Annotated in this window: 24 protein-coding genes; 14 read left to right on the top strand and 10 right to left on the bottom strand. The window is 63.6% G+C overall.

What is annotated here, in order from left to right:
• Positions 1-54 precede the first annotated feature (54 nt).
• Positions 55-1272 carry an MFS transporter gene (locus AC4D6D_RS19715; RefSeq protein ID WP_491328709.1) on the bottom strand — a complete coding sequence of 406 codons (1218 nt, stop codon included), beginning with the start codon at positions 1270-1272 and terminating at the stop codon, positions 55-57.
• Positions 1273-1514: 242 nt separating this feature from the next.
• On the opposite strand from AC4D6D_RS19715, the gene AC4D6D_RS19720 reads away from it, so the two are divergent.
• The 4 genes from AC4D6D_RS19720 (at position 1515) to AC4D6D_RS19735 (ending at position 6474) form a co-directional block, all read left to right on the top strand.
• The gene (locus tag AC4D6D_RS19720) at positions 1515-2150 is read left to right on the top strand and encodes a gluconate 2-dehydrogenase subunit 3 family protein (protein WP_491328710.1); all 636 of its coding nucleotides are present in this window, start codon (positions 1515-1517) and stop codon (positions 2148-2150) included.
• Positions 2150-3847, top strand: coding sequence for a GMC oxidoreductase (locus AC4D6D_RS19725; RefSeq protein WP_491328711.1), 1698 nt, complete (start codon positions 2150-2152; stop codon positions 3845-3847). Before AC4D6D_RS19720 ends, AC4D6D_RS19725 begins: the two co-directional genes overlap by 1 nt.
• Positions 3844-5283 carry an MFS transporter gene (locus AC4D6D_RS19730; protein ID WP_491328712.1) on the top strand — a complete coding sequence of 480 codons (1440 nt, stop codon included), beginning with the start codon at positions 3844-3846 and terminating at the stop codon, positions 5281-5283. Before AC4D6D_RS19725 ends, AC4D6D_RS19730 begins: the two co-directional genes overlap by 4 nt.
• A gap of 192 nt (positions 5284-5475) precedes the next feature.
• Positions 5476-6474, top strand: a complete 999-nt coding sequence (locus AC4D6D_RS19735) for a Rieske 2Fe-2S domain-containing protein (RefSeq protein ID WP_491328713.1) — start codon at positions 5476-5478, stop codon at positions 6472-6474.
• A 31-nt stretch (positions 6475-6505) separates the two neighbouring features.
• Here AC4D6D_RS19735 and AC4D6D_RS19740 read toward each other — a convergent pair whose 3' ends face one another.
• Genes AC4D6D_RS19740 through AC4D6D_RS19755 form a run of 4 tightly spaced genes read right to left on the bottom strand, consistent with a single transcriptional unit; the run spans position 6506 to position 9139 of the window.
• Positions 6506-7468 (bottom strand): nucleoside hydrolase, encoded by a 963-nt coding sequence (locus tag AC4D6D_RS19740; protein ID WP_491328714.1) that lies wholly within the window; start codon positions 7466-7468, stop codon positions 6506-6508.
• A 14-nt stretch (positions 7469-7482) separates the two neighbouring features.
• Positions 7483-7746, bottom strand: a complete 264-nt coding sequence (locus tag AC4D6D_RS19745) for a hypothetical protein (RefSeq protein WP_491328715.1) — start codon at positions 7744-7746, stop codon at positions 7483-7485.
• Positions 7743-8135 carry a C-glycoside deglycosidase beta subunit domain-containing protein gene (locus tag AC4D6D_RS19750; RefSeq protein WP_491328716.1) on the bottom strand — a complete coding sequence of 131 codons (393 nt, stop codon included), beginning with the start codon at positions 8133-8135 and terminating at the stop codon, positions 7743-7745. Before AC4D6D_RS19750 ends, AC4D6D_RS19745 begins: the two co-directional genes overlap by 4 nt.
• Positions 8135-9139 (bottom strand): sugar phosphate isomerase/epimerase family protein, encoded by a 1005-nt coding sequence (locus AC4D6D_RS19755; protein ID WP_491328717.1) that lies wholly within the window; start codon positions 9137-9139, stop codon positions 8135-8137. Before AC4D6D_RS19755 ends, AC4D6D_RS19750 begins: the two co-directional genes overlap by 1 nt.
• A 292-nt stretch (positions 9140-9431) precedes the next feature.
• Here AC4D6D_RS19755 and AC4D6D_RS19760 point away from each other — a divergent pair, with 292 nt between their 5' ends.
• From AC4D6D_RS19760 to AC4D6D_RS19780, 5 genes are all read left to right on the top strand, one after another.
• Positions 9432-10547, top strand: a complete 1116-nt coding sequence (locus tag AC4D6D_RS19760; protein ID WP_491328778.1) for an FAD-dependent oxidoreductase — start codon at positions 9432-9434, stop codon at positions 10545-10547.
• 18 nt (positions 10548-10565) lie between these two features.
• Positions 10566-11468: a VOC family protein gene (locus AC4D6D_RS19765; protein ID WP_491327272.1), complete on the top strand. Its 903-nt coding sequence runs from the start codon at positions 10566-10568 to the stop codon at positions 11466-11468.
• A 3-nt stretch (positions 11469-11471) separates the two neighbouring features.
• Positions 11472-12629, top strand: coding sequence for an alpha/beta hydrolase family protein (locus AC4D6D_RS19770; protein WP_491328718.1), 1158 nt, complete (start codon positions 11472-11474; stop codon positions 12627-12629).
• A gap of 103 nt (positions 12630-12732) precedes the next feature.
• The gene (locus tag AC4D6D_RS19775) at positions 12733-13524 is read left to right on the top strand and encodes a cyclase family protein (protein WP_334185825.1); all 792 of its coding nucleotides are present in this window, start codon (positions 12733-12735) and stop codon (positions 13522-13524) included.
• Between the two features lie 4 nt (positions 13525-13528).
• Positions 13529-14488: a fumarylacetoacetate hydrolase family protein gene (locus AC4D6D_RS19780; protein ID WP_491328719.1), complete on the top strand. Its 960-nt coding sequence runs from the start codon at positions 13529-13531 to the stop codon at positions 14486-14488.
• A gap of 33 nt (positions 14489-14521) precedes the next feature.
• Here AC4D6D_RS19780 and AC4D6D_RS19785 read toward each other — a convergent pair whose 3' ends face one another.
• From AC4D6D_RS19785 to AC4D6D_RS19795, 3 genes are all read right to left on the bottom strand, one after another.
• Positions 14522-15097 carry an HdeD family acid-resistance protein gene (locus tag AC4D6D_RS19785; protein WP_491328720.1) on the bottom strand — a complete coding sequence of 192 codons (576 nt, stop codon included), beginning with the start codon at positions 15095-15097 and terminating at the stop codon, positions 14522-14524.
• Between the two features lie 59 nt (positions 15098-15156).
• Entirely contained in the window at positions 15157-15507 is a 351-nt protein-coding gene (locus AC4D6D_RS19790) for an HdeA/HdeB family chaperone (RefSeq protein WP_491328721.1), read from the bottom strand.
• 353 nt (positions 15508-15860) lie between these two features.
• Positions 15861-16211, bottom strand: coding sequence for a hypothetical protein (locus AC4D6D_RS19795; RefSeq protein WP_491328722.1), 351 nt, complete (start codon positions 16209-16211; stop codon positions 15861-15863).
• 284 nt (positions 16212-16495) lie between these two features.
• On the opposite strand from AC4D6D_RS19795, the gene AC4D6D_RS19800 reads away from it, so the two are divergent.
• Positions 16496-16693 (top strand): hypothetical protein, encoded by a 198-nt coding sequence (locus AC4D6D_RS19800; RefSeq protein WP_491328723.1) that lies wholly within the window; start codon positions 16496-16498, stop codon positions 16691-16693.
• A gap of 226 nt (positions 16694-16919) precedes the next feature.
• Here the strand turns inward: AC4D6D_RS19800 and AC4D6D_RS19805 are convergent, their stop codons facing one another.
• Positions 16920-17075 carry a hypothetical protein gene (locus AC4D6D_RS19805; RefSeq protein WP_491328724.1) on the bottom strand — a complete coding sequence of 52 codons (156 nt, stop codon included), beginning with the start codon at positions 17073-17075 and terminating at the stop codon, positions 16920-16922.
• Positions 17068-18114 carry a ribosome small subunit-dependent GTPase A gene (gene rsgA, locus AC4D6D_RS19810; RefSeq protein WP_491328725.1) on the bottom strand — a complete coding sequence of 349 codons (1047 nt, stop codon included), beginning with the start codon at positions 18112-18114 and terminating at the stop codon, positions 17068-17070. The genes AC4D6D_RS19805 and rsgA overlap by 8 nt, the downstream gene beginning before the upstream one ends.
• A gap of 496 nt (positions 18115-18610) precedes the next feature.
• Between rsgA and AC4D6D_RS19815 the strand changes: the two genes are divergently transcribed.
• From AC4D6D_RS19815 to AC4D6D_RS19830, 4 genes are all read left to right on the top strand, one after another.
• A complete protein-coding gene (locus AC4D6D_RS19815; protein ID WP_491328726.1) occupies positions 18611-19033 on the top strand; it encodes an RNA polymerase sigma factor in 423 nt (140 codons plus the stop codon).
• 1 nt (position 19034) lies between these two features.
• Positions 19035-19964, top strand: a complete 930-nt coding sequence (locus AC4D6D_RS19820; RefSeq protein ID WP_491328727.1) for a FecR family protein — start codon at positions 19035-19037, stop codon at positions 19962-19964.
• A gap of 219 nt (positions 19965-20183) precedes the next feature.
• A complete protein-coding gene (locus AC4D6D_RS19825; protein ID WP_491328728.1) occupies positions 20184-23084 on the top strand; it encodes a TonB-dependent receptor in 2901 nt (966 codons plus the stop codon).
• A gap of 75 nt (positions 23085-23159) precedes the next feature.
• Positions 23160-24605 (top strand): CehA/McbA family metallohydrolase domain-containing protein, encoded by a 1446-nt coding sequence (locus AC4D6D_RS19830; RefSeq protein WP_491328729.1) that lies wholly within the window; start codon positions 23160-23162, stop codon positions 24603-24605.
• Positions 24606-24725: the final 120 nt, after the last annotated feature.

The following is a 24725-nucleotide window of genomic DNA, read 5'->3' on the forward strand; positions in this document are numbered from 1 at the left end:
TCGGCAGGATATTCATCCTGCCGACCGCTTCTTTTGAGATAGGAGATAACCTCGTCAGGCGGTGCGGGGTGCACCATGACCGCCACGCAGGGCGATCGCGATAGCCGCGATCATTCCGGCCAGGGCCGCGCAGCCGCTGATGACGAAGGCGCCCTGCATCGAGCCGCTGGCAAGATTGAGCTGATGAACGATCCACGGCGAGCTGAACTGGCCGAAGAAGAACGCGCCGGTCCAGATACCCATGCCGCGTCCGCGATGCTCGAAGGGAAACTTGGTCTGCGCCCAAGCCACCAGCATCGGTACTGCCATCCCCGCGCCGGTCTGCTGGATGGCCAGGCCGACGACCATTTCGCCGGAAGTGCGGGCGAGGCCGATCACGGCAAGGCCGGTGCCGAGGATGCCGAAGAACGCGGCAAGCTGCGCCGCATTGGAACGGTTCGACAGCAGGCGGAACAGGAGTGCGCCGGGGATGACGAACAGGCTGGGCAGGAAGCTCATCCGGCTCACCGTGGCCGGGTCGTTCACGCCGACTTCGCCGAAGGCGATGCTGCCGTTGACGATGAAGACGTAGTAAAGTGCGGAGGAAAACAGCGTGACCGCCGCGACGATTGCCGCCGCTGCACCGGGGAAGATCGAGACGGTCGGACTTGGGGCCGCGGCCTGCGCCGTTCGGGAAGCCGTCGTCTTTTTCGGTTCGAACATGAAGGCCAGCATCGAGAAGAAGATCGGCACGGCGACCAGATAGACCAGGAAACCGCCGTTCCAGCGCAGCGAGGCAACGGTGCCCGACAGCAGGATCACGCCGGAGGCAAGGAACGGCCCGACCACGCCCTGAAGGAACAGCCAGTCGCGCCGGCCGGTATCGTCCCAGTAGTCCGCGATCAGGGTATTCACGATGGTCAGGATTCCGGCCTCGCAGACGCCCAGCATCAGGCGCGTGGCGAAGATCTGGTCGAGATCGTCGAGGAAGAACGGTGCCGTGCCGAACAGGCCGTAGAACAGCGTGCAGCCCAGTAGCAGGCGTCGCCGTCCGAACTTGTCTACGAAGTAACCGGCGAAGGGGGCCAGTATCGCGATCGTCAGGCCCGGCGCGGTGACCATGAGCGGCACTTTCGAGGCCGCATCGGGATCGGTCGCGAAGTGCTGGATCATCGAGGCGACGATCGGGAACATCGAGACGATGGCGAAGATGGGCAGGAACGCTGCGGCCACCAGGGTCACGCCCTGTGGGCGCATCGTCAGCCTGCTGAAGAAACGGGATACCGGGTTCATGCTACTCCCAACTGCGCTCTGGAGTGGCGCATATTAGAATTTGTATTCGCTTTTTGGTATCTGCCTGCAGGCGCTTGGTCAATGCACTTGTTTCGCCGGAACGGACTTGACGACATCGCGTTCTAAAAATTAGAATGATAATTATAAAAATGGGCTGAGGTTCAGATGATAGGGCGCTTGCGGATGGGTATGATCGGCGAATTGAATCAGGTCTGCCTTGTTCGAATCGCAGGAATCGATCGGTGAACCGGGCCGTAAACGCAGGCTGGACCCGGCGAGACTTTACCGGCGGTGTCGCTCTCTTCGCACTGGCGTTGGGGATTCCCGCCGCCGCCGTGAAGCTGACCGACCTGGCCGCAGAGGATGTGCCCAGCGATCGCCAGCAGCGACTGATGGTGGACGTTTCCGAACTCGTCATCCCGCGAAGCGATACGCCCGGCGCGGCGGATGTGGGCGTGGGGGATTTCGTCATCCTTGCCTTGGCACACGGCCTGGGGGGCACCCGCGCGCCCATGACGGCGGCTACGACAAGCGCCGCGCTGGCGCCGTTCCGCCGCCGTGACGGTTCGCTGCGCCATCTCGCCTGGCTGGAACATGCGCTCGATCGCGCGGCGGGTGGCGATTTTCTGCGCCAGCCCCGCGAGCGGAGGGTGGAAGTGCTCACTGCGCTCGATGCCGGGGCTTTCGCGCCGGGCGCGGCCTTCTCGCCCTGGACCGCGATCAAGGGCCTGATCCTGACCGGCTACTACACCAGCGAGGCGGGCGGATCGCAGGAGCTACGCTACGAACTCGTGCCCGGCAAATGGGAATGGGACATTCCGATCACGCCCGGCATGCGGGCTTTCTCCAGCGACTGGACGGCAGTGGACTTTGGTTGATGACAGGCAACAACACGCAATTCGACGCCATCGTCGTCGGCTCGGGAATTACCGGGGGCTGGGCGGCGAAGGAACTGACCGAGGCCGGACTTACCGTCCTGATGATCGAGCGCGGACGCAAGATCGAACATCAGGTCGACTACGAGACCGAGACGAAGGCCCCGTGGGACATGCCGTTTCGCGGACAAGGCGATGCCGCGCTCTATGCCCGCGAATATCCGGTGCAGATGCTCAATCGGCATTTCAACGAGTTCACCGAAAACCATTTCGTCAACGATGCCGAGCAGCCTTACCAGAAAGCGCAAGGCAAGGAATTCGACTGGTTCCGCTCCTATCAGCTGGGCGGGCGTTCGCTGACCTGGGGGCGTCAGTGCTACCGCTGGTCCGACTACGATTTCGGCGCCAACAAGCGTGACGGTTTCGGCACCGACTGGCCGATCCGTTATGCCGACCTCGCGCCATGGTACGATAAGGTCGAGGAATTCGTCGGTGTCTCCGGGGCGGCTGAGGGGCTGGCGCAGCTTCCGGACGGGCGCTTCCTGCCGCCGATGGAGCTGAACTGCGTCGAGCAGGCAACCCGCGAGCGGATTCTTGCCAAGTATCCCGACCGGGTAATGACGATCGGGCGCACCGCCAATCTCACCGAAGCACGGCCGGAACAGGGGCGCGCCCATTGCCAGTATCGCAGCATCTGCGCGCGCGGGTGCTCCTACGGCGCCTATTTCTCGACCCAGTCCGCCACTTTGCCCGCCGCGCAGAAGACCGGGCGGCTGACCGTGGTGACGGACGCCCAGGTCCACAAGCTCGACTACGATCCGGCGACGAAGCGCGTCTCCGCCGTTCACTGGATCGATACGAAGACCGGCGAGCGCAAGCGGGCGCATTCGCGCATCGTGTTCCTCAATGCCGGGGCGTTCAACTCGGTCCACCTCCTGCTCAACTCGGCGAGCGAGGCGATGCCGCAGGGTCTTGCCAACAGCAGCGGCGTGCTGGGCACGCATATCATGGACCATGCCAACACGATGGCGGGGATGGCCGTAATGCCGGGCTTCGAGGGGCGCACGACGTTCGGTAACCGACCGACCGGGATCGTCATTCCGCGCTTTCGCAACCTCGAGACGCTGGACGGCAAGGGCTTCACGCGCGGCTATTCGTTCCAGGGCGGGGCTTTGCAGGGTACCTGGACGCGCGGCAAGCGCATGGCCGGGATCGGCGATGCCTACAAGGACGCACTGCACGAGATCGGACACTGGACGATGGTGCTGGTGGTCTTCGCCGATTCGATGCCGCGCGCCAGCAATCGCCTGACCCTGAGCAAGCGCATCGATCCGCGCGGCGTGCGCCAACTCGAAATCGCTTTCGAGCACGGCAAGGAGGAACTCGCCGCGCTGGCCGATGCCAAGACCGAGGCGGCAGCTATGCTGACCGCTGCGGGCGGCCATGTCGTCATGGGCTTCGACCGGCCGGGCCACGGCGGCACTTCGATCCACGAGATGGGCGGCGCCCGCATGGGCTGGGATCCAGGGACTTCCGTGCTCAACCGTTGGAGCCAGGCGCATGACGTGCCCAACCTTTTCGTGACCGACGGCGCGCAGATGAGTTCCTCGGCCTGCCAGAATCCCTCGCTCACCTACATGGCTCTCACGGCGCGGGCCTGCCACACGGCGGTAGGGATGCTCAGGGAAGGTGCGATTTGACGGCTGCCGCGTCGCCGCCGCTCGCGGTGAAGCACGGTTCGGGTCTGGGCGACCGGCAGAAGTCTCTCGCCTATCTGACGCTGATGGTGGCGCTGGTGCTGGAGATCGTCGACGTCACTATTGTCAATACCGCCTTGCCGGTAATCGAGCGGGATTTCGGGGCCATGGCGGCGCAGGCGCAGTGGGTGGCGGCGGGGTATTCGCTGGCCTTTGCGCTGTTGCTGATGCTGGGGGGAAGGCTGGGCGATGCGCTGGGCTACCGACGGCTTTTCGTGGGAGGGGTGGGCGGCTTCACGTTGGCCTCGATCCTATGCGGTCTTTCCGGAAGCCCCGAAGAATTGATCGCCGCGCGCGTGTTGCAGGGATCGGCGGGAGCGATGATGGCGCCGCAGGTGATGGCGCTGGTGCAAGTGTTGTTCGAGCCGCTGGAGCGCGTCGCCAAGCTTGCATGGGTTGGCGTGATCGGCGGGCTCTCGGCGATCTGCGGACCGATCCTGGGCGGATTGCTGATTCATGCCGACATGTTCGGACTGGGTTGGCGCAGCGTGTTCCTGATCAATGGACCGGTGGGCCTGTTCGCCATCGTGGTCGGTTGGCGCCTGCTGCCGGACGCACGATCGCCGAATGCGCGGGGTGTCGATCTCGGCGGGACGCTGTTGTTTGCAGGCGCGATGGCGGCACTGCTGGTCCCGCTGGTGCGCGGCGCCGACTTCGGCTGGCAGGTGTGGCATTTCGCCTTGCTGGCCTCCGCGCCGGTTCTGCTGGTGCTGGTCTGGCGGCGAACCTCTGCGCGGGCGGGGAGAGGGGCGGCCACCCTGTTCGCTCCCGAGCTTTTCGCCGAGCGGCAGTTCGCGCTGGGGCTTGCCATGGCCCTGCTGTTCGGCGCGGCGACCGGCGGGTTCCTGTTCGTCTTCGCGTTCGGGGCGCAGAAGCTGCTGGGCTATTCTCCGCTGGAAACAGGCCTCCTGCACATTCCGTTCAGTGCGGGCGTGATGCTGGGAATTGCCTTCCTCGGCCGTAAGCTGCTGATGAGTCGCGGCAAGGGCGTCCTGGTGCTGGGCACCGGAGTCATGGCGGTGTTCGCGGGCGCCTCGCTCGGATGGGTCGGCTGGGGAAGCCCGTGGATATGGGCGCTGCCCTGTCTGGCTCTGGCCGGAACGGGCATGGGGATGACCACCGGGCCGCTGACGCCGATAATCCTTGCCCGTGTCGATACCCGGCATGCGGGCGCGGCCAGCGGGCTTATCAAGACGGTTCAGGAACTCGGCATGGCGCTGGGCATAGCGATCGTCGGTACGGCCTTTTTCGCCGGAGCGCCGAAAGGTCAGGTCGGCGCTGTATGGCCTGCCCTCTCGGCGATCGAGGTTTTGCTGGCAAGTTGCCTGCTGCTCGCAATCCGTTTGCCCGTGCGGCTGTTTCCCGAGCATGATGCTTGACTGGAATTTTTGTTCCAATTACTCTTTGAACCGAGCCTGGTAGCGGTCTTGCGACCGCTTGGGACGGCGGCGCATTCCGCGCCGTCAGCTGCAGGCCCCGTGTCCTTCGGGACGATCCCGATCGGGATGGGGCGATGCAGTTGTGAAAAGGCGCACCTCCTCCCCGATCCATGACCGAGAGGGGAGAAGACGATGCCCGAATATGTGCGCAACTTATGGTACATGGCTGCCTGGGATCACGAAATCCCGGCGAGCGGCATGCTGTCGCGCACCTTGCTCGACGGGAAGTGGCTGATCGCGCGCCTGTCCGACGGCAGCTACACCATGCTGGCGGACCGTTGCCCGCACCGCTTCGTGCCTTTGAGTCGGGGGCGGCTGGAAGGCGATGTGATCCATTGCCCCTATCACGGCCTCGGCTTCGATCGCACCGGCGCCTGCGTCCATAATCCGTTTCCCGCGCCGCCGCCCGCCCATGCGCGGGCGCGCACGATGCCGGTGGTTCATGTCCATCGCGGATTGTGGTTCTGGCCGGGCGATCCCGACAGGGCGGATCCGGCGCTCATTCCGGACTTCTCCTTCGTCGACCGCGCCGGGATGCAGCGCAGCAGCCTCACCATCGGGGGGAATTACGAACTGGTGAGCGACAACCTCATGGACCTGACCCATGCCGAGTTCCTTCACGTCGCGAGCTTCGGGGTGAACGGCTCGATATTCGAGGGTGTCCAATCGGTTCGAAACGACCCGGACGAGGCGATCTGGAACAACTGGGACATGGAAGCCGTCACGCCGCCGATGTGGGCCGCACCGATGCTGGCCGAGGGCGAGCGGGTAGACCAGTGGCTGCATATGCGCTGGCACGCTCCGGCCTCGATGGCTTTGACGGTGGGGCTCGCGCGGGCGGGGACGCAGCGGGCCGACCTCGTGGTGCCGCAGATGGTCAACCCGCACATCATCACGCCGGAAACGCAGACGAGTTCGCACTACTTCTACGATCACGAAGCCACGCCCGAGGCCGAGGCACTGGCCCGCCGCGTGTTCGTCGAGGAGGACGAGCCGATGATCGAGGCAGCGCAGGAAGCGCTTGGCACGCAGGATTTCTGGGAGGCGCGCCCGGCGATCCTGGAAACCGATGCGGGGGCTATCCGGGCACGCAGGCGGCTGATGCAGCTACGCCGGGCGGAGGCTGCGTAATCGGCCGGAAGCGCGAGCGACCCTCGCGCTTCTACTGCTTCCGGGCGTTCAGTATCAGCAGCGCGAGGAAGTCGTCGAAGGCCAGTCGCGCATCGATCCGCGTGCAGACCCGGAGACGGCGACCGGGAATTTCCGTGCCGTAGCTTCCGTCGTCCTTGATCGTGCGCGCCGTGACCGTTTCGAATGCGCTGCTTTCCTGTGTCAGCGTACCGAGCACGACTGTCGGCGTATCGCCCATCGGCCAGGCCCCGCCGACATCGACGAAATCCGGCGGCGAGGTGAAGCGGTCGTAGAGCCATTGGGTGAAGGGAGAGATCGGGCGCAGCCGGGCCTGCATGTCGGCGATCGACATCTGCATCTGCCGATAGGTCGACTGCGGTATCTGCGTCAGTTCCAGCGACGGATCGCCAAGCACGCGGCGGGCCGCTGGGAGATCCGCCATCAGGTTGTATTCCCAGCCCCCCTCGGGATAATCGCCGCCGCCGATCCAGAACGCTTTCAAACGTCCGGCGATGCGCGGTTCCAGTTCCAGCGCTGCCGCCAGGTTCGTGAGCGGCCCGCCGCAGGTGAAGACGAGCGGCAGCTTGTCCTCGCGCATGGCTTCGGCAACGATAGCCTGGGCGGCTGGCGAGGTACCGAGATCACCCAGCGCTTCGGAACCCGCGACCGTCGGGATGGCGGGCAGGCCCAGCCGCTCGATCAGTTCGGCGGCGATGCCGGTGCCGATCCGGGCCGTCTGGTCGGCGGGGACCTGCGAGGGAAACTTACGATCGAGCGCGGAGCCGGTGACGAGCACCGTGCGCGCCTTCGGGCTGAGCACCTGATGTGCGAGCGCCACGAGCGCGTCGGGATCACCGGCGTAGTCGTTGTCGGCAATCACCCGCACGGAGGGCCGCTGCGGGATCGGCTTGAAGTCCACCGCCGAAGCCTTGCCCGGCATGGCAAGGGCCGCACCTATCGTACCCGCCAGCATCCCGCGCCTGTCGATCGTCATGCTTCAGCCCTCTCTCAACGCTCTTTCAGGGCACGGTAGCGGTAGTCGCGAAAGCGCGCCATGCCCCGGCCGCTGGCGAACAGCGCGGGGCGCAGGCTGGCAAGGTCGTCGCCCGCCAGGATCGGATTGAGATAAGTCCCGTCGCCGAGATCGGCACGGCGCTGGCCTTCGACGCCTGCAGGAGGGGCTTTCGCTGCCGCGGCAAGGGCAGGGGAGCCGCTCCCCGCCGCCAGTCCCGCGAGGGCGCCGAGGCGCAGGGCATCGCGCCGATCGATCATGCGGCCACCGTCACGGTCTTCTTGTCGGTATTGACCGAAGGGAAGGGCAGATAGGAGACACGCAACTGTTGCAGCAGCGAGAGTTCGTGTTCGCCCGCCGGGAAGCCGCCCGGACGGTCGACGAGGATGGTCGCGGGCGTCCCGAAAGGCCAGCGACGGTCGTAGGCCAGCTCCATCTCGTCCAGTGTCAGGGCGCCGTTTCCTTCGTCGAAGCGTACGGCCTCGCGTGCGATGGTCTCGCCGTCGATCGCGACGTCCAGCTTCTCGATCATCGAGAGGCCGAGGCCGCGATAGTAGCCCAGCTTGGCTTCGAAGGCGAAGCCGGTGGGGGCGTCGGCCGGGCCGGTATTGCGCAGGCTGGCGGCGTCGATCAGGTACTTGTCGAACATCAGGCGGTCTCCAGCGCAGCTTCCGCCTTGGCGATGAGGGTTTCGAACATGACGTGCTGGCGGCGCACCTGTTCGCGGCTGTTCACCTCTTCCACGTCCTGTATCCAGCGGTTGCCTTCGTATTCGCTGGAAAGCGTGCCTTGCCAGCCGCACTTGACCAGTTCTGGGATCACGTCGTCGTAGGCGATGGTCGGGTCGGTGCAGTCCTCGGTCATGCCGTAGAACTTGGCCTGGATATGGCGGAAATAGGGAGCATAGTCCTTGATCCGCCTGGGATTTGCGTAAGGTGCGTGGCGCAGCGTCTCGGCCATGGCGATCTCCGCCTTGTTGCCGCCCATCTTCACCGCCACTTCGTAGATCGTGTATTCGCACATGATCTTCTGTTCGTGCTGGTCGACGATGAACTGTGCGACTTCCGGGCGGGCGCCCTGGCGTTCGAAGCGGGCGCGGAACTCGGGTGGGTAGTGCTTCATGAACACGCCCATGTCGGGCAGGATGCCGAGGTGCCGGGTGCCGAGACGGTCGGCGACATCGATCGTGCGCAGGATCCAGGCATGTTCCAGATGCCAGGGAGCGTGGACCTCCACGCCCATGTGAACGTCCATCTGCTCGGCATAGGGGACGCACTTTTCGAGAATGTCCGGGCGTACGAAGATCAGCACGCGCATGTTGCGGATGCCGAGGCGGTTGCACAGAGTCAGGTCCCGCCTGATGCTTTCCACCTGCTCCTCGTCGGACAGGAATTCGCCCTTGCGCAGCTTGGTGTCGAGGAACATGTCGTAGCAGGTGAAGTGCGCACCGTGACGGGCCAGCAGGTTCTGCCATTCGCCGATCTGGGCATCGGTGATGTTGGGGAACGTCGGCATGTTCTGCTCGGGCAGAATCTCGATGCCCGGTGCACCTATCGATGCGGCGAAGGCGACGACGTCCTCCACGCTCATCTTGCCCAGGAACATCTCCTCCTGGAAACTGTAGAGACTTACACCCCGCTGGATTTTGGACATTATGGCCCTTTCGAAGGGGCCGGTTCGCAGCGGCATACGAAAGCGCTTTCGGCCATGGCCTGTCGCTTCTCCCGGATACGCGGCGTTGCGGCCGTCTTTAATTGGAATAGAAATTCGTATTTGAACGCGGGCAGCGGTGCTGTCAATCTCTTGACGACCTACAAATCAATAATTAGAAATATCGTTCTAATTTATCGAGCCGAGGTATCAGGCCTCGCCGATCAGGACCATGAGTCCCGGGAGAGAAGCATGCGGCGAATTCGTGGGGTCGCAGGAGAGGTCGTTGTCCGCCATGCATGACCTGAACGTCCTCGTTATCGGCGGCGGGATCGGCGGTCTTTCCGCAGCAATCGCGCTCAGCCGTGCGGGCCATGCGGTAACGGTGATCGAGCGCGACCCGGAGTGGTCTGTCTACGGTGTCGGCATCATCCAGCAGGCCAATGTCGTGCGGGCAATGGACCAGCTTGGTGTCCTCGACGCGTTTCTGGAAGCCGCCTGCGGCTTCGACGCAGTGGAAATCTATATTCCCGACGGCACGCGGGTGGCGCGTATTCCCGCCCCCAGTCTGGTGTCCGGCAAGCCGGCAAACGTCGGCATCGGCCGGCGCGCCCTGCAAAAAGTCCTGGGCGACTGCGCGAAGGCGCTGGGCACCGAGATCCGGCTTGGCGTAACCGCGACTGGCTTCGACGACGACGGAAAGGGTGTCGCTGTGGATTTCTCGGACGGCAGCACCCAGCGGTTCGATCTCGTCGTCGGCGCCGATGGAGTCTACTCGCAGACGCGCGAGGCGATCCTGCCCGATGCCGCAGCTCCCGAGTTTACCGGTCAGGGGGTATGGCGCTACAACTTCCCGCGCCCGGCCGATCTCGACGCCCTGCACGTCTACAACGGCCCGATCGGCGTCGGCCTGGTACCGATGAGCGCAGAGCAGATGTACCTCTTCGCCACCAGCCCCGAGCCGGGTAACCCGCATTATCCGCGCGAGGGACTCGCCGCCGCGATGCGCTCGAAGCTGGCGAACACCGCGCCTCAGATCCAGGCCTTGGCCGCGCAGATCACCGACGATGCCGGTGTTGTCTATCGCCCGCTGGAGGGGCTGATGGTCGAGGGGCCCTGGCATGCGGGCCGGGTCGTGCTGCTGGGCGATGCCGTCCACGCGACGACGCCGCATCTGGGGCAAGGCGCCGGCATGGCGATCGAGGACGCGCTGGTGCTGGCCGAGGAACTCGGTCGCCATGACGATCCCGAGGCCGCCTTCACCGCCTACCGCGACCGCCGTTTCGAACGCTGCCGCTATATCGTCGAGAAGTCGCTGGAGATCTGCCGCGGCCAGATCGGCAAGGGGCCGCCGGTCGATAACCACAAAGCTACAGCCGAGATGTTTGCCGTCGTCTCGCAGCCCATTTGATTACGCAAGGACTGACCCATGACCCGAGTAACCGAAATCCGCTATGTTGGATATGGTGTCGAGGACTTCGACGCCGAACGCGCCTTTTATATCGACGACTGGGGCCTGACCGAAGTGGCAGCAGAAGACGGCATGGCATGGTTCAAGACGCAGGGCCACGATGAACATCACGTCGTGCGCCTGCACAAGGCCGATGCCAGCTACGTCGAAGTGATGGCGTTCGCAGCAGATACCCGTGCCGACGTCGATGCTCTGCACGACAAGGTCGTCGCAGCAGGCTGCAAGATGATTCACGGCCCCCGTGATCTCACCGCACCGGGCGGCGGCTATGGCTTCCGCTTCTTCTCACCCGATGGTCTGCCTTTTGAAATCTCCGCCGATGTCGAGCGTTCGACCAAGCGATCGATGGAGCGCTGGGAAGGCATGCCGGTCAAGATCAGCCATATCGTCATGCACTCGCCGGATCACCAGGCGCTGGTGAAGTTCTTCACCGATGTGCTGGGCTTCAAGGTCAGCGACTGGCTGGGCGACTTCATGTGCTTCCTGCGCTGCAACGAAGCGCACCACCGCGTCGCCATCCTGCCCGGGCCGCCGTGCCTCAACCATGTCGCCTACGACATGCTGACGGTGGACGACATGTTCCGCGGTGCGCATCGTCTGAAGCAGCACGGCACCGATATCCGCTGGGGTCCGGGCCGCCACACGGCAGGCAACAACACCTTCAGCTACTTTGTTACGCCGGGCGGCTTCGCCGTCGAGTACAGCTCGGAACTGGAAGAAGTCGACTTCGAGAACCACCTCGACAAGGTCCACGTTCCCGGGCCGTTTGTCATGGACCAGTGGGGTATCGGGGTGGGCGGTCCGCAGACCATGCCGCATCCCAAGCCCGACGCGCGGCTGTTCCAGGCGGCGGAGGTCTGATCGGTGGCCCTCTTCGAATATTTCCCGAACTACATCTGGAACCTGTCGGTCGCGATCGCGATGGAATCGGGCGCGCAGCTCGGCGAGATCATCGACATGTGCCAACCGATCCGCGATGCGGCGGCAAACGGCGCCGATGCCGGAACCCCGCAGTTCATGAAGGCCTGGGCGGCGATGGGCGACAAGCTGCTCGATCTCGCCGCCGAGGACGAGGCGAAGGGCCGGGCGTTCTCCGCCTCCAACAAGCTGGAGCGCGCCTCGCTCTATCTCATCACCGCCGAGCGTATGCAGGGCCACGGGCACCCTGGCCGCACGGAGACGTATGCAAGGGCGCGCAAGGCTTTCGACCGCTCGACCGAACTGGGCAAGCTCAACCGCGAGCGCGTGGAAATCCCGCTGGAGACCGGCACGATGCCCGCGCTGTTCACCCGCGCGCCCGGCGAAGGGCCAAAGCCGGTCGTGGTGTTCTGCAACGGTCTCGATAGCTGCAAGGAACTGCTCTACTGGACCCGCCTGCCCGAAGAACTGGCGCGGCGCGGCATTTCCACGCTCTGCGTCGACCAGCCCGGTTCGGGCGAAGCGCTGCGCCTGCAAGGCCTGCCTGTCGATCCGCATTCCGAAAACTGGGCGAGCAAGGCGGTCGACTGGCTGGAGCAGCAGCCGGATGTCGATCCAGTACGGATCGGCATGACCGGAATCTCGCTCGGCGGTCACTTCGCGCCGCGCGCCGTTGCCTACGAGCCGCGCTTTGCCAGCGGCGCGGTCTGGGGCGCCAACCACAACTGGCGCGAAGTGCAGGACAAGCGCATGGCGCGCGAGGGCGAGAATCCTGTGCCGCACTACTGGGCGCACGTCCACTGGGCGTTCGGAGCAGAGGGGCAGGAGGACTTCCTGGCGAAATCCGAAGCGATGAACCTCAATGGCCACATGGATGCTATCCGCGTGCCGTTCCTCGTCACCCACGGCGCCAACGATCGCCAGATCAGCGTGGGCTACGCCGACGATCTCTATGACCAGCTGGTCAATTCGCCGCGCCGGGAGAAAGTGATCTTCACGCCCCGCGAAGGCGGCGTCGAGCACGTCGGCGCGGACAACATGGCCTATGGCCGCGATCTGATCAGCGACTGGTTCGCCGAGACCCTTGGTAGCAGAACAGCCTGAGCGGATCATAGCTTCCGGCGGCGGAATGCCGCCGGCAAAAACGGCGCGCCGCCCCACCCTCTCCTCCGGGGCGGCGCGTCAACAAAATAAAGGAAGGATGCCCATGACCCGCCGTTTCGTCGATCTGTCGATCACGCTCTGCAACGACGTGGTCAGTGACCCGCCGTTCCTGAAACCCGAAATTACCTACCAGACCCACATGGACACGGCGGGCGAACTGGACATGTTCTTCCCCGGCGTCACCGCCGCGGATACGCCCGACGGCGCCGGTTTCGCGGCGTCGGAATGGGTCAGGCTGACCACCCACAGCGGCACGCACCTCGATGCGCCCTATCACTTCCACCCGACCATGAACGGCAAGGACGGCAAGCCCGAGCGCTCGATCACCATCGACGAGGTGCCGCTCGAATGGTGCTTCCAGCCTGGCGTGAAGTTGGATTTCCGGCACTTCCCTGACGGCTACGTGGTCACTGCCAAGGACGTCGAGGCCGAACTGGCGCGGATCGGGCACGATCTGCAGCCGCTCGACATCGTGCTGGTCAACACCGCAGCGGGCAAGGCGCTGGGCCGCCCCGACTTCGTCAACGTGGGCTGCGGCATGGGATACGAAGCGACGATGTACCTGACCGAGCGCGGTGTGCGCGTAACCGGCACCGATGCCTGGAGCTGGGATGCACCGTTCAGCCACACCGCCCAGAAGGTGAAGGAAACGGGCGATACCTCGCTGATCTGGGAAGGCCACAAGGCGGGTCGCGACATCGGTTATTGCCACCTCGAAAAGCTGCACAATCTGGAAGTGCTGCCCGGCCACGGCTTCACGGTCTCCTGCTTCCCGCACAAGATCAAAGGCGCGTCTGCAGGCTGGACCCGCGCCGTAGCGATCTTCGAGGACTGAGCAAATGCGGCTTGCAACCATAGCGAACGGGTCGCCCGACGGACAGCTGGTGGTCGTCTCTGCCGATGGCGCGCGGGCGCTCGCAGCGGATATCCCGAACCTGCTGGCCGCCATCACCGACTGGCGCGCGGCCGAGCCGGTGCTGTTTGCGTTGGCCAAACGGGTGAACGCAGGCCACGGCGAAGCCTTCGATCCCGCACTGCTGCGCGCACCGCTGCCGCGTTCCTGGCAATGGCTCGACGGCTCGGCCTTCGGCACGCACGGCGAACTCATGCAGATCGCCTTCAACCTGCCCCCGATCGAGACCGACCGCCCTTTGATGTACCAGGGAATGTCGGATCGGTTCTATGGCCCGGGCGATCCCGTACCGTTCGCCAACGAGGCGGATGGCATCGACTTCGAAGGGGAATTCGGCGTCATCGTCGACAGGGTTCCGATGGGCGTCACCCCCGAGCAGGCACTAAACCACATCAAACTGGTTGTGCAGATCAACGACTGGTCGCTGCGCGCCATCGCACCCGTCGAGATGAAGACGGGCTTTGGCTGGGTTCAGGCCAAACCGCCCTGTTCAATGGCGCCCTTTGCGGTCACACCCACAGCGCTGGGCGAGGCCTGGCGAGACGGACGCGTCTGCATGGACCTCACCGTCGAATGGAATGGCAGGCCCTTCGGACGAGCCAACGGCGCCGCGATGGACTTCGGGTTCCACGATCTGGTCGCTCACGCCGCGCGTACGAGGGAGCTCGTGGCCGGCACCATCATCGGCTCCGGCACCGTCTCCAACGCAAATTACGCCGAAGTCGGCTCCAGTTGCATCTCGGAGCGACGCGCCATCGAGATCATCCGCGACGGCAAGCCCACGACACCCTTCATGGCATTCGGCGACTTTGTTCGGATGGAAGGACGTATGGCGTCCGGTTACGCTCCCTTCGGTGCGATCGAGCAGAGTGTCGCGCAGGCTTGATCGCGGTCCAGCCTGCAATAGTCTCTGGTTCACTCAGCGGGGGGCATGCGGGCGAGGCTTGAGTGTTCGGAACAGCACCGTGACGCCGCTAACGATGAGGCTCACACCTACCAGGGCGGAGACGACCTCCCAGTTCAACCGTCCGAACTCGATCAGTAACAGTATCGAGATGCCAAGATCGAGGATACCGTTGCCAATCTGAAGCCAGCGGCCGGCCTTGAAGCGACCGGCGGCACCGATCTCGATCACGCCGGCGATCGCGAACCAGAGGCTGAGCGACCACAGCAAAGTCACGGCCCCGATCAGGGGAAAAGCGAAGACCATAAGGCCAAAGACCGTGGTCAACACGCCGATAAGCAGATCGGCCCAGTAACCATGCTCGCGAACATGGCCGATGCCCGCAACGATCGCTGCGATGCCGCCGGCAACCATGGCCCATGCCAGCGTATATCCCGCCAGGAGGCCGCCCGCGAGCGGGAAGATGCAGGCAAGGCCGCCCAAGACCACAAGCAGCAAACCATAGGCGGTAATCGCGGCGCGGCGAAGGGGCGCCCTCCCTGACCCGGCGACATGTTCGTTGAAGTCTGCAATTCCGATGCGTTCATGCATTGTCGTTCTCCACCAGATAGCGAACGGGCCAGGGCCGGCAGGACCCCGGCCTCGGCCGATCACAGCTTGTGCAGGTCGGCGCGAATGCGCTGGATCAGCGTTAGTTGGGGGGTGGTGCGACAGGACTTCTGGATCACCGGCACGGCGCGGGCGATGCCGGAGACATCGAGGATGGCATCGTCGGGCTTGCGCGCCTTGTCGTAACCGATCGCGTAAGACACGGCTTGCGGCTGAAACTGTTCCTGGAGCGCGAGGAATTCGCGGCAGGTCACTTTCTCGATCTGCTTGCCATGCATTTCGGTACGGGTTGTCTTGATCACGCCGTGGTGAGCCGTGACGGTTTCCGCCGAGGCCACGGTTGCACCCGCGATGCTCGTGGCGACGAGGGCGGCAATCATCATTCGCTTCATGGTAGTCTCCAAGTGTCATGGTGGTGGGTACGACCGGCATGGCCGCGCCGGCGCCGTACTCCGGGCCGGGCGTTGCCGTGCAGGTGCTGGGCAAACGAGGGTTGGCGATCCGAAGGCTGGGATCGGGATGCGGTTCTATATTGTCTCTATTGCACTGCGGCCTTCTCGGGCGAGCAAGGCCGCAGTGCGATGGAGGCGGGATTGACGCAACTTTCGAATGAAACGTTCGTCAATCTTGCGGAAAGTATAATCGGTCATTTGATTTGCAATCAAATTTGGATTTGCTCTGACGCTTTCCTCATATAGATTTAATTAAGGGCGCCGCATCCATACCTGAGTATAGTCTTATCTATTTAATTTTCAGGCGGCAATGCTTCATCGATTTGCGCGCGCAGCGTTGCTATGCGGGCCTTTGCGTCCCCTTCCGACAGGGTTGCTTTCGTGGCGGCCGGACAATCGGCCGCTATCAGCACATCGGCGATGATCGTCGAACCGAATTCGGGATGTGTGCGGTGCAGCGTGTGGATCGCCTCGATTATCGTGTTCTGGCGATCAGGCCCCGCCAATCGGACCGACAGATCGGCAAACCAGGCATCGTTCAGCGAGGGTGACAGGTCGCTCGCCTGCGGACATATGGCGGCCTGCCCGTGCGAGCAGGCTCCAAGCAGGAGGGTGGCAGTCAGGGCAAGGATCGTCTTGTGCATTTTGTACCTCCGATCGATCAAGCTGTGCACGGCACCGCGCACCCAGGGCGCGCGCATGGCCGGTCTGCCGCGAGGGGCAGCCGGACCGAGGTCTCCGGGAAACCAGGTTGCTCCGTCATGCGCAGGCCCCGCGACAGTACGGGACGGAGCGCGCAATCCAATCCCAACCATGGTTTGTGTGAAGCGGCGCCTTCCCTCAATCGCAGTCGGATTGTGGTGCTCTGTTCGCAGCATCGAGGCTGTGACTTCGGTGTTTGCGGAGTCTATCCGATTTTCACGAGAGGTTGATTGAAAAAAGCGCGGCCGAACGCCTCGAGAACCGAGGAGCGGATATCGACGACCCGCTGACGGTGCTCGAAGATCAGAACCTTCCCCGCAACCAGTTCATGCTGGATAGTTCAAGTGACGTCGCACTGGTGCGCTTCAAAAAGGCGCATGATATCGAACTTGTGCAATGCCCGCCCCGGGTGGCATGGCCCTAACCCGACGAATGCCGGTAGGCGTGCAAACTTTCCGTGCCAGAACTCCAGTACTGTTGGAGAATGCTGACCAATTTCGCGTCGAATAGGATGGCTGGGAAACCATGGCTTTTCCCCGGCACAAGAGAAAGCAGGCGGCTAGGCTTTGCTAGCCGCCTGCTTTCTGCCCTTGAAGGCACGAACGCCGCCTACTCAAAGGATCAGGCATCTCCCGGCTAGGCACGATCGCTTAGTTCGCCTTTTTCGCCTTATGCTCGGCCAGCAGCTTATCAAGTTCGGTGATCCGGAGCCGTTCAGGCGTGTCTTTCGCGAGTCCCTTCAGGCGGCATGCAGCCCACAGGCTCCTGCGTTCGGACTCGAGGGCTTTGAGATAGAGGTCAGCCATTTGGTTTGTTCCTTCTGCGAGTATTAGCCGGGGCAGGCCGCCGCCCGGCAGTGGTCTTTGCGTTTCCGGTATCCTCGAGAACCAGCTTGCGCCAACGCTCTAGCCGTTCCGGTCTGAGCGCTCCGCTGCGGACTGCCGCCTGCACCATGCAACCAGGCTCCGAGCCATGGGCGCAGTTCGTGAAGCGGCAATTCAGCGTCATCGCAGTGATGTCGTCGAATACCTCTGCGATTCCGTCGGCGGCTTCCGGCAGGTTGAACTCGCGCATGCCGGGCGTATCGACCAGCCAGCCCCCTTCGACTGGACCATTGAGACGGTGCAGTTGCCGAACGGTCGTAGTATGCCGTCCTTTGCCGTCGTTTTCGCGGATGGGCTGGGTTGCGATATCGTCCGATCCGCGCAAGCTGTTTATCATTGTCGATTTGCCGACACCAGAAGACCCGAGCAATGCGACGGTGCTCCCTTTGCCGCAGTACCGGGCCAATCGCGCAACGCTGCTGGTATCGAGCCCATTGATCGGTTCGACCTGCAAACCCGGTTGCAGCCCCCGGGCAATGTTCAGGAATTGTCCCGGATCGACCGCAAGGTCAATCTTGGTAAGAACCACCACCGGCGTCACGCCGACCTCGCGGGCCATGACAAGGTAACGTTCGAGGCGCGCCACGTTGAAGTCATGGTTGCATGAGGTGACTATGAACAGCGTGTCGACGTTTGCCGCGATCAACTGCAGGCGGCGCTTGTCCGCAGGCGCTTGCCGCTTGAACAGGTTGATCCGATCCAGGATTCGGACCGGCGTCAATCCGACTCGGTCAACAATCAGCCAGTCACCGACCGTGGGGCGGTCTTCTGCTCCCTCCGCCGAGGACAATGTTGACGGGATCATGCCGCTCAACCCGCTCCCTGCGATCTCAACCCAACCGCGATGAACTGCCATCACGCGCACCGGGCAAAGTTCGCCGTCCCGCTCCTCCACGGTCAGTTGGCTGCTGAAAGCAGTTCTCCAACCAAGGTCAATCAAGGATATTCCGGGCGATTTCATCGTTAGGGTACAAACTCTTTTCGCTTCGTGGAATTCGATGAACTCTGCCCAAGCAGACATGGACACCGAAGGGAGCAGTCGCACGACACCGAGGGGGCTCCTTGCGGCATCCCCTACTCTCATATCTGCCGCCGCACCATGCCGTACAAAAAGAACCCGGGAAACGTAAGGTTGGCGACCGGATCGTCATCGTGTGCGGAGCTGGCGACATGGTCTGCAAGTGACTGGAAGGGCCACACCGGCAAGATCCATCGAAGCAGCGGTATCTCGTATCAGCGTGTCGATGCAATCCGCACCCTGTTGCCACGCCTAAGCCGCGCAAACACCTGCAATCGGGGGCTGCGTCCTGCGCTGAGACGTCATGTTACGGACTTGGATGCGTCATCAAATCGTATTTTGGCTTTTCTAAGTGGCCCTGATGGGGTTCTCGAATGCATCCAAGTACGTTCCAGGCTCGGCGTTCAGTTGGGCGCGGTTGCGGGATCAGGTTGCACGCATGACGCGGCGTGACGACGCGGAGGATCTGCTTCACGATGCATGGGTCAACGTCACCACCGGCTCGACCCTCGCGCGGAATGCCGATGCTCTTCTTGCCCGTGCTGCGACGAACCGAGGTATCGATGCCTATCGCCGCGAACAACGGGCAGGGGAAACTCTCGTCTGGCATCCCGATGTCGCTGCGGTTGCAGACAACCATCCACTGCAGGATGAGGTGCTCATCGCTCGCGAGCGGCTCGACCGGTTGCGCGTCGGGGTCGAAGCGCTTAGCCCGCGCACGCGGCAGATTTTCTTGATGTATCGGCTGGACGGCCGTAAATATCGCGAGATTGCCGAGGAACTCGGCATAAGCCAAAGCGCCGTAGAAAAGCACATTGCCAAGGCAATGGCGCATTTGGCCGACTGGATGGAGAATTGGTGACGTGATCTTCCGCAGCAAGCCGGAGAATATGAACCGGCAGGCGGCGGAGTGGCTGGCTCGACTGCACGCGGACGACCGATCCTCCCGGGATGAGGCGGCATTCCATGCGTGGCTGAAAGCCGATCCGTCACACGCTCGCGCATTCGAGAATGCGTCCACGATCTGGGACGCGGTTGGCGGTCTTCGCGACGATCCGCCGCCTGCTCCCTCGCGACAGCCGGAGCGCGTGTCCCGGCGCGCGGTCATGGCGGGCGGGGCAGGTCTGGTCCTGACTTGCGGGCTAGGTCTTGGTTGGCAGCAGGCCCGCGCCGGGGTTTTCGAAACCGGTGTCGGCGAACAGCGCCGCTTCGTACTGGACGACAATACACGCATCATGCTCGATACGAACACCCGCGTGCGCTTCACGGCGAGTGCCTCGCGGCGCTTGTTGACGCTGGCATCGGGCCGCATCGACGTCGAGATCGCACGGGATGTGCGGCCCTTCGTCATCGAGGCGGGCGACAGAAGCGTAGTCGCGCAATCCGGCAGGCTGGACTTGCGCCGGGACGACGATGTCGTGCTGATCACCGCGGTCCAGGGCAGCGTGCAGGTGCAGTCGGCCGATGCCCGTGTCGAACTCGCGGCGGGACGTCGCATCGCCATGGGGCCGGGGCGGCGGGACAAGCTCGACCGTCCCGAGATCGAGGACCTGCTGGCATGGCAGAGCGGGCGACTGGCATTTCGCGACGAAACCGTGGCGCAGGCCGTGGCGGAGATGAACCGCTATAGCCGCCGCGCACTGGTCGTCACAGATCCTCGCGCAGCCAACCTGCGCCTGAGCGGCGTCTACCGCGTCGGTGATCCCGAGGCTTTCGCGCGCTCGCTGGCCGTTCTTTTGCCCGTAGAGATCACGGTAGCGCCGGACATGATCCGCATATCAGCTAACCGCTGAAAATTATATTCATCCGGGGGTGAGGAAAACCCCGTCCAGAGCGACGACGAAGTAAGCGGCGCTCACGATGGGCGTCCGGACGGGGTATCGGACATGACTTCTTTCAAACGGCAGCTTTGCCGATCGGCGGCGCTTGCGCTGGCTCTTTCAAGCGCATCTCTGGCGACTTCTATACATGCTCAAACGCGCCAGGCGCACATCGCGATTGCGGCTCAGCCGATGGATCGGGCGCTGGAGCAGCTTGCCCGGCAAAGCGGAGAGGATATCCTGTTCACCCGCGACGCGGTGGCGCGTCTCAACGCCCCTGCCGTTTCCGGCGACTTCGATGCCGAGACGGCTGTTCGCCGCCTGATCGCGGGTACGTCGCTGACCGTCGTGCGCGACAACTCCGGTGCGCTCATCGTCCGCCCTCTGGCGGCGGCGGCCGCACAAACGCCCGAAATCGCGAACGGCGAGCCGGCCCGGGCCAGTGAAATCGTCGTGACCGCGCCGTTTTCGGACGGTGTCGAGCGCTCGCTCGGCGTGAAGCGCAACGCGGACTCGATCGCCGATGCGGTCGTCGCCGCCGATATCGGCAAGCTGCCGGCGTTCAACGTGGCCGAAGCGCTGCAGCGCGTGCCCGGCGTCACCATCGTGCGCGAAGCCGGCGAAGGCCAGTTCATCAGCGTGCGCGGACTGGGGCCCAACTTCCAGGCGGTGACGTTCGACGGCATGCCGCTCGCCTACAATGAGAACATCCGCAACTCTGGCCAGTCCGGCCGCCAGTTCCGCCTTCAGGTGCTGCCGGCCACGCTGATCGACAGCGTCGTCGTCACCAAGTCACCCACGGCCGATCTGGTCGAGAGCGGCATCGGTTCGACCGTCGATATCCGTCTCATCAAGCCGCTTGACCGCACATCCTTCGTCGCCGCCAATGCCTATGCGGGCTATGAGGAGCGTACCGATACGGTCAATCCGAACGGCACGATCTCTGCCGGCTGGCGCAATGAGGACAAGACCTTCGGCGTACTGGCGGGCCTGTCCTATTCGCGTCGCAAGATCCAGTTCGATCGCCTGCGCATGGGATGGCAGGATACCGAAGTGGAAGGCCTCGGAACGCTGCGAGCCCCCGGCGATGCGCAGCCCTATCTGGAGACCGAGGATCGCGAACGCATCAGCGCCGTCGTCGGCTTGCAGTGGCGCCCGTCCTCGAATTTCGAGATCGACGTCGACGGCCTGTTCTCGCAGTTCAACAACGAGACGACCGAACGCCGTCTGACGTATTACATCCCGAGCCAGCTTTCGCGGCTCGACCTGTCCACCGCGGTGGTCGAGGATGGCAAGCTTGTCGTGGGCAAGATCCGCGGCGCGCGGGTTCGCAACTACAGCGAATACATGGACCAGTCGCACCAGAACCTCCAGCTCAACACCACGATCAAGCTGGACCTCGGAGACTGGCATATCGAACCGCGCGTCAGCTATGCCCGCGCCAGCAGCGACCTCGACACGCCGATCCAGCGCGTGCAGTACCGCACGGCAAACGGACGGGGCGGCAATCTCACGTTCGATTTCAGCGGCGATGTCCTGAACAAGGGCCGTGTCACCTCGCTCTATACCGATCTCGACCTGACCGATCCCTCGCTCATGCCGTTCGAGAGCTTCGCGGTGCGCCCGATCAATTCGATCGACGAGGACAAGAGCTTCATCCTCAACGTCTCGCGCGACATGAATTTCGATGTCGGCGGCATCCGCCTGTCTAAGCTGCGTTTCGGCGGGCAGATATCGGACCGTTACCGCGACTACCAGCGCCGCGATCGCAACAGCGCGACCCTGCGCGACGGGTTCACGCGTACCGGCGCCTTCCTGCAATATCCGGTGCCGGGTAATGCTTTCGACCAGTCGATCGTGAACCGGCAGGCCTGGACCAATGTGGATTGGGCACTGTTCAACCAAGCCTACACGCTTGGCAGCGAGTATGACGGTGTCAGCCCTGACGCATCGGATCTGGAGCCGACGGCCGCCGACCTTCAGAACTCCTATCGCATCGGCGAGAAGATTCAGGCCCTCTACGGTCGCATCGATTTCGAATCCGACGTCGGTGATATACCGGTCTCCGGCAATTTCGGCCTGCGTTACGTGCGGACCGAAACCGATGTGCGCGGCACCACCATAGCGCCCGTCCCGGACGGTTCGGGCGGCGTGACCACCGAAGTCCTGCCCACGACCACGCGCGCCACGTATGGCGAGTTCCTGCCCAGCGCCAATGCGATGTTCAAGTTCTCGGACAACGTGCAACTGCGCCTGGGCGTGGCGCGCACGATGACGCGCCCGTCGCTCTCGGAATTGCGCAATTCGATCAACACGAACAGCGTCACCGTGACGAGCATCTACAACCAGGGTGCGGCGGCACTGGACGATCCGACGCTCAATCTGCAGGCCTCGGGCGGCAACCCCAACTTGCGCCCCTACACCTCGTGGAATTTCGACGCATCGTTCGAGTGGTACTTCGACAAGTTCGGCGCCTTCACCGTGGCCGCCTTCCACAAGGACATCAGCAACTACATCGCATCGGACTTCGAGACGCGCAGGCTGGCTTTCGCCGTCAACGACGGTTCCACGCTGCCGGTGGACATTCTGGTCGCGACCCCGACCAACGTGGGCGATGCGGCGATCTCGGGCGTCGAGTTCGGCTATACCAACAAGCTGCCGTTCGGCCTCGGCGTCACCGCGACAGCAACTTTCGCGACCTCCAAGCTGGAACTGAACACCACGGGCGTCGGCGTCCAGTCGGCCGGAATCCAGGGTGTTTCGGACGTCAGCTACTCGATCACGCCCTTCTTCGAGAGGGGGCCGTTCGAGATCAACCTCAGCTATACGTATCGCAGCAACTACATGACCGATTCCGGCGCCAACGTGACCTCGCTGCCCAGCCCCCAGGATGTGGTGGCATACTACCAGAAGGGTTTCGGCATCGTCGACCTTGGCGCCAGCTACAAGATCCGACCGAATATCGAGATGTTCATGCAGGCCGTGAACGTTCTCGACGAACGGCAGGTCTCCTTCGCCGGGAGCAAGAGCGAAGTCAGCGAGATCCACACGTTCGGCCGGACGGTGAATTTCGGCGTTCGCGCCAAGTTCTGATCCTGTTGCTACCCCGAATTGCGGGGACCGCGCCGAAGCTTCGGTCCGGTCCCCCCGTACTCTCATTGAAGGCCCATGCAATCGATGATGCGTTCAGGATGGTTTCTCGCCTCGGCTATCGCCATGGTACATGGCATGCCGGCCTGTGCCGAAGAGGCGTCCCAAAGGCGCTGGCTCGCCGGCGATCATCATGTGCACAGCATCTACAGTGCCCGCTATGAAGCGGATCCCGAGCATCCCGATCGCCGGCCGGAGCCCATGATCGGCGGGGATTCTTCCCACACGATCCTGCAGAACGTGCAGATGGCGCGTCGTTTCGGGCTCGACTGGATGGTCTCGACGGATCACGGCGGGCCCGGACATTCCGCGCTCAACCATGACCGTGCCTGGCCGGATGTCGTGGCGGCACGCAAGGCGGTGCCGGAAATGGTCCTGTTCTACGGCATGGAATTCGACGTTCCGGGCGGAGAGCATGCCAGCCTGATCCTGCCGACCGATGCCGCCGAGCGGGAAACGCTGCGCGATATCGAATCCCGCTTCGGCAAGCGGGAGGCGTTTCCGGCCGATCCCTCCCGCAACATTAAGCCTGAGATGATAGAAGCGCTACGATACATGGCCGGTCTTCCGCACCCGCCGGTGCTGATCGGCAATCATCCATCTCGCACGGCGACTGGCTATGGCAAATGGGGCCTCCACACGCCTGCCGAGTACCGGGCTTGGCAGGACGCCGCTCCGAATGTCGTGATAGGCATGGAAGGTGCACCCGGACATCAGGCCGCCAGACCGGAAGCGGGCGCGGACAAGGCGCATGGCTCCCGAGGTCTGTACGGCGGCTTCCCGACCATGGGGGGCTTCGATCAGATGGTCGCCCGGCTGGGTGGGGCCTGGGATGCCCTTCTGGGGAAGGGGGTGCATTGGACCATTACCGCCAACTCGGATTCGCACGGGCATTGGCGGGAAGGCGGCGCGGATTTCTGGCCGGGGGAATATTCCAGGACCTGGGTTTTCGCCGAGCCGAATGCCTCAGACATACTCGATGGACTGCGTAAAGGGCGCGTCTTCGTAACCACCGGCAATGTGGTCGATCGACTGGACGTGACGGCGGCAGTTGGACCGAGGCCGTCACGGGTGGTGGCCATGGGGGAAACCCTGGTGGTGCGCGACGGTGATGAACTCACCATCACTATTCGTTTCCGTCCCGCGCGCACTTCAAATGCCGTCGGGCAAGTCGCCAAGGTCGATCATGTGGATCTGATCGCAGGCGGCGCTTCCGGCACAGAGAGAGACGGCAACAGCAGTACTCGGATCGTCAGGCGCTTCACGTCGCGCGAGTTTCGGGCCGATGGCGACAGTTTGATCGTATCGCACCGGATGAAAATCGTGGAAGGAATAACCTATCTGCGGGTTCGCGGCACCAACGCGCGGCTGGGCGAACCCGAGCCTGACGTCCTTGGAGAAGATCCTTGGCGTGATCTCTGGTTCTATTCCAACCCGATCTATCTTTCCGGCGCTGCCCGGTGACACCCACCACTTTCAGCGCTCGAACGTGGCGCGGGCGCGTATCCGGATCGGCGCTCGTGATCGGCGTCTCCCGGAATGCCCGCTTCCAGTATGAACGCTGCGATCGGGCTTTACCCAATC

Source organism: Novosphingobium sp. BF6 (assembly GCF_058273105.1).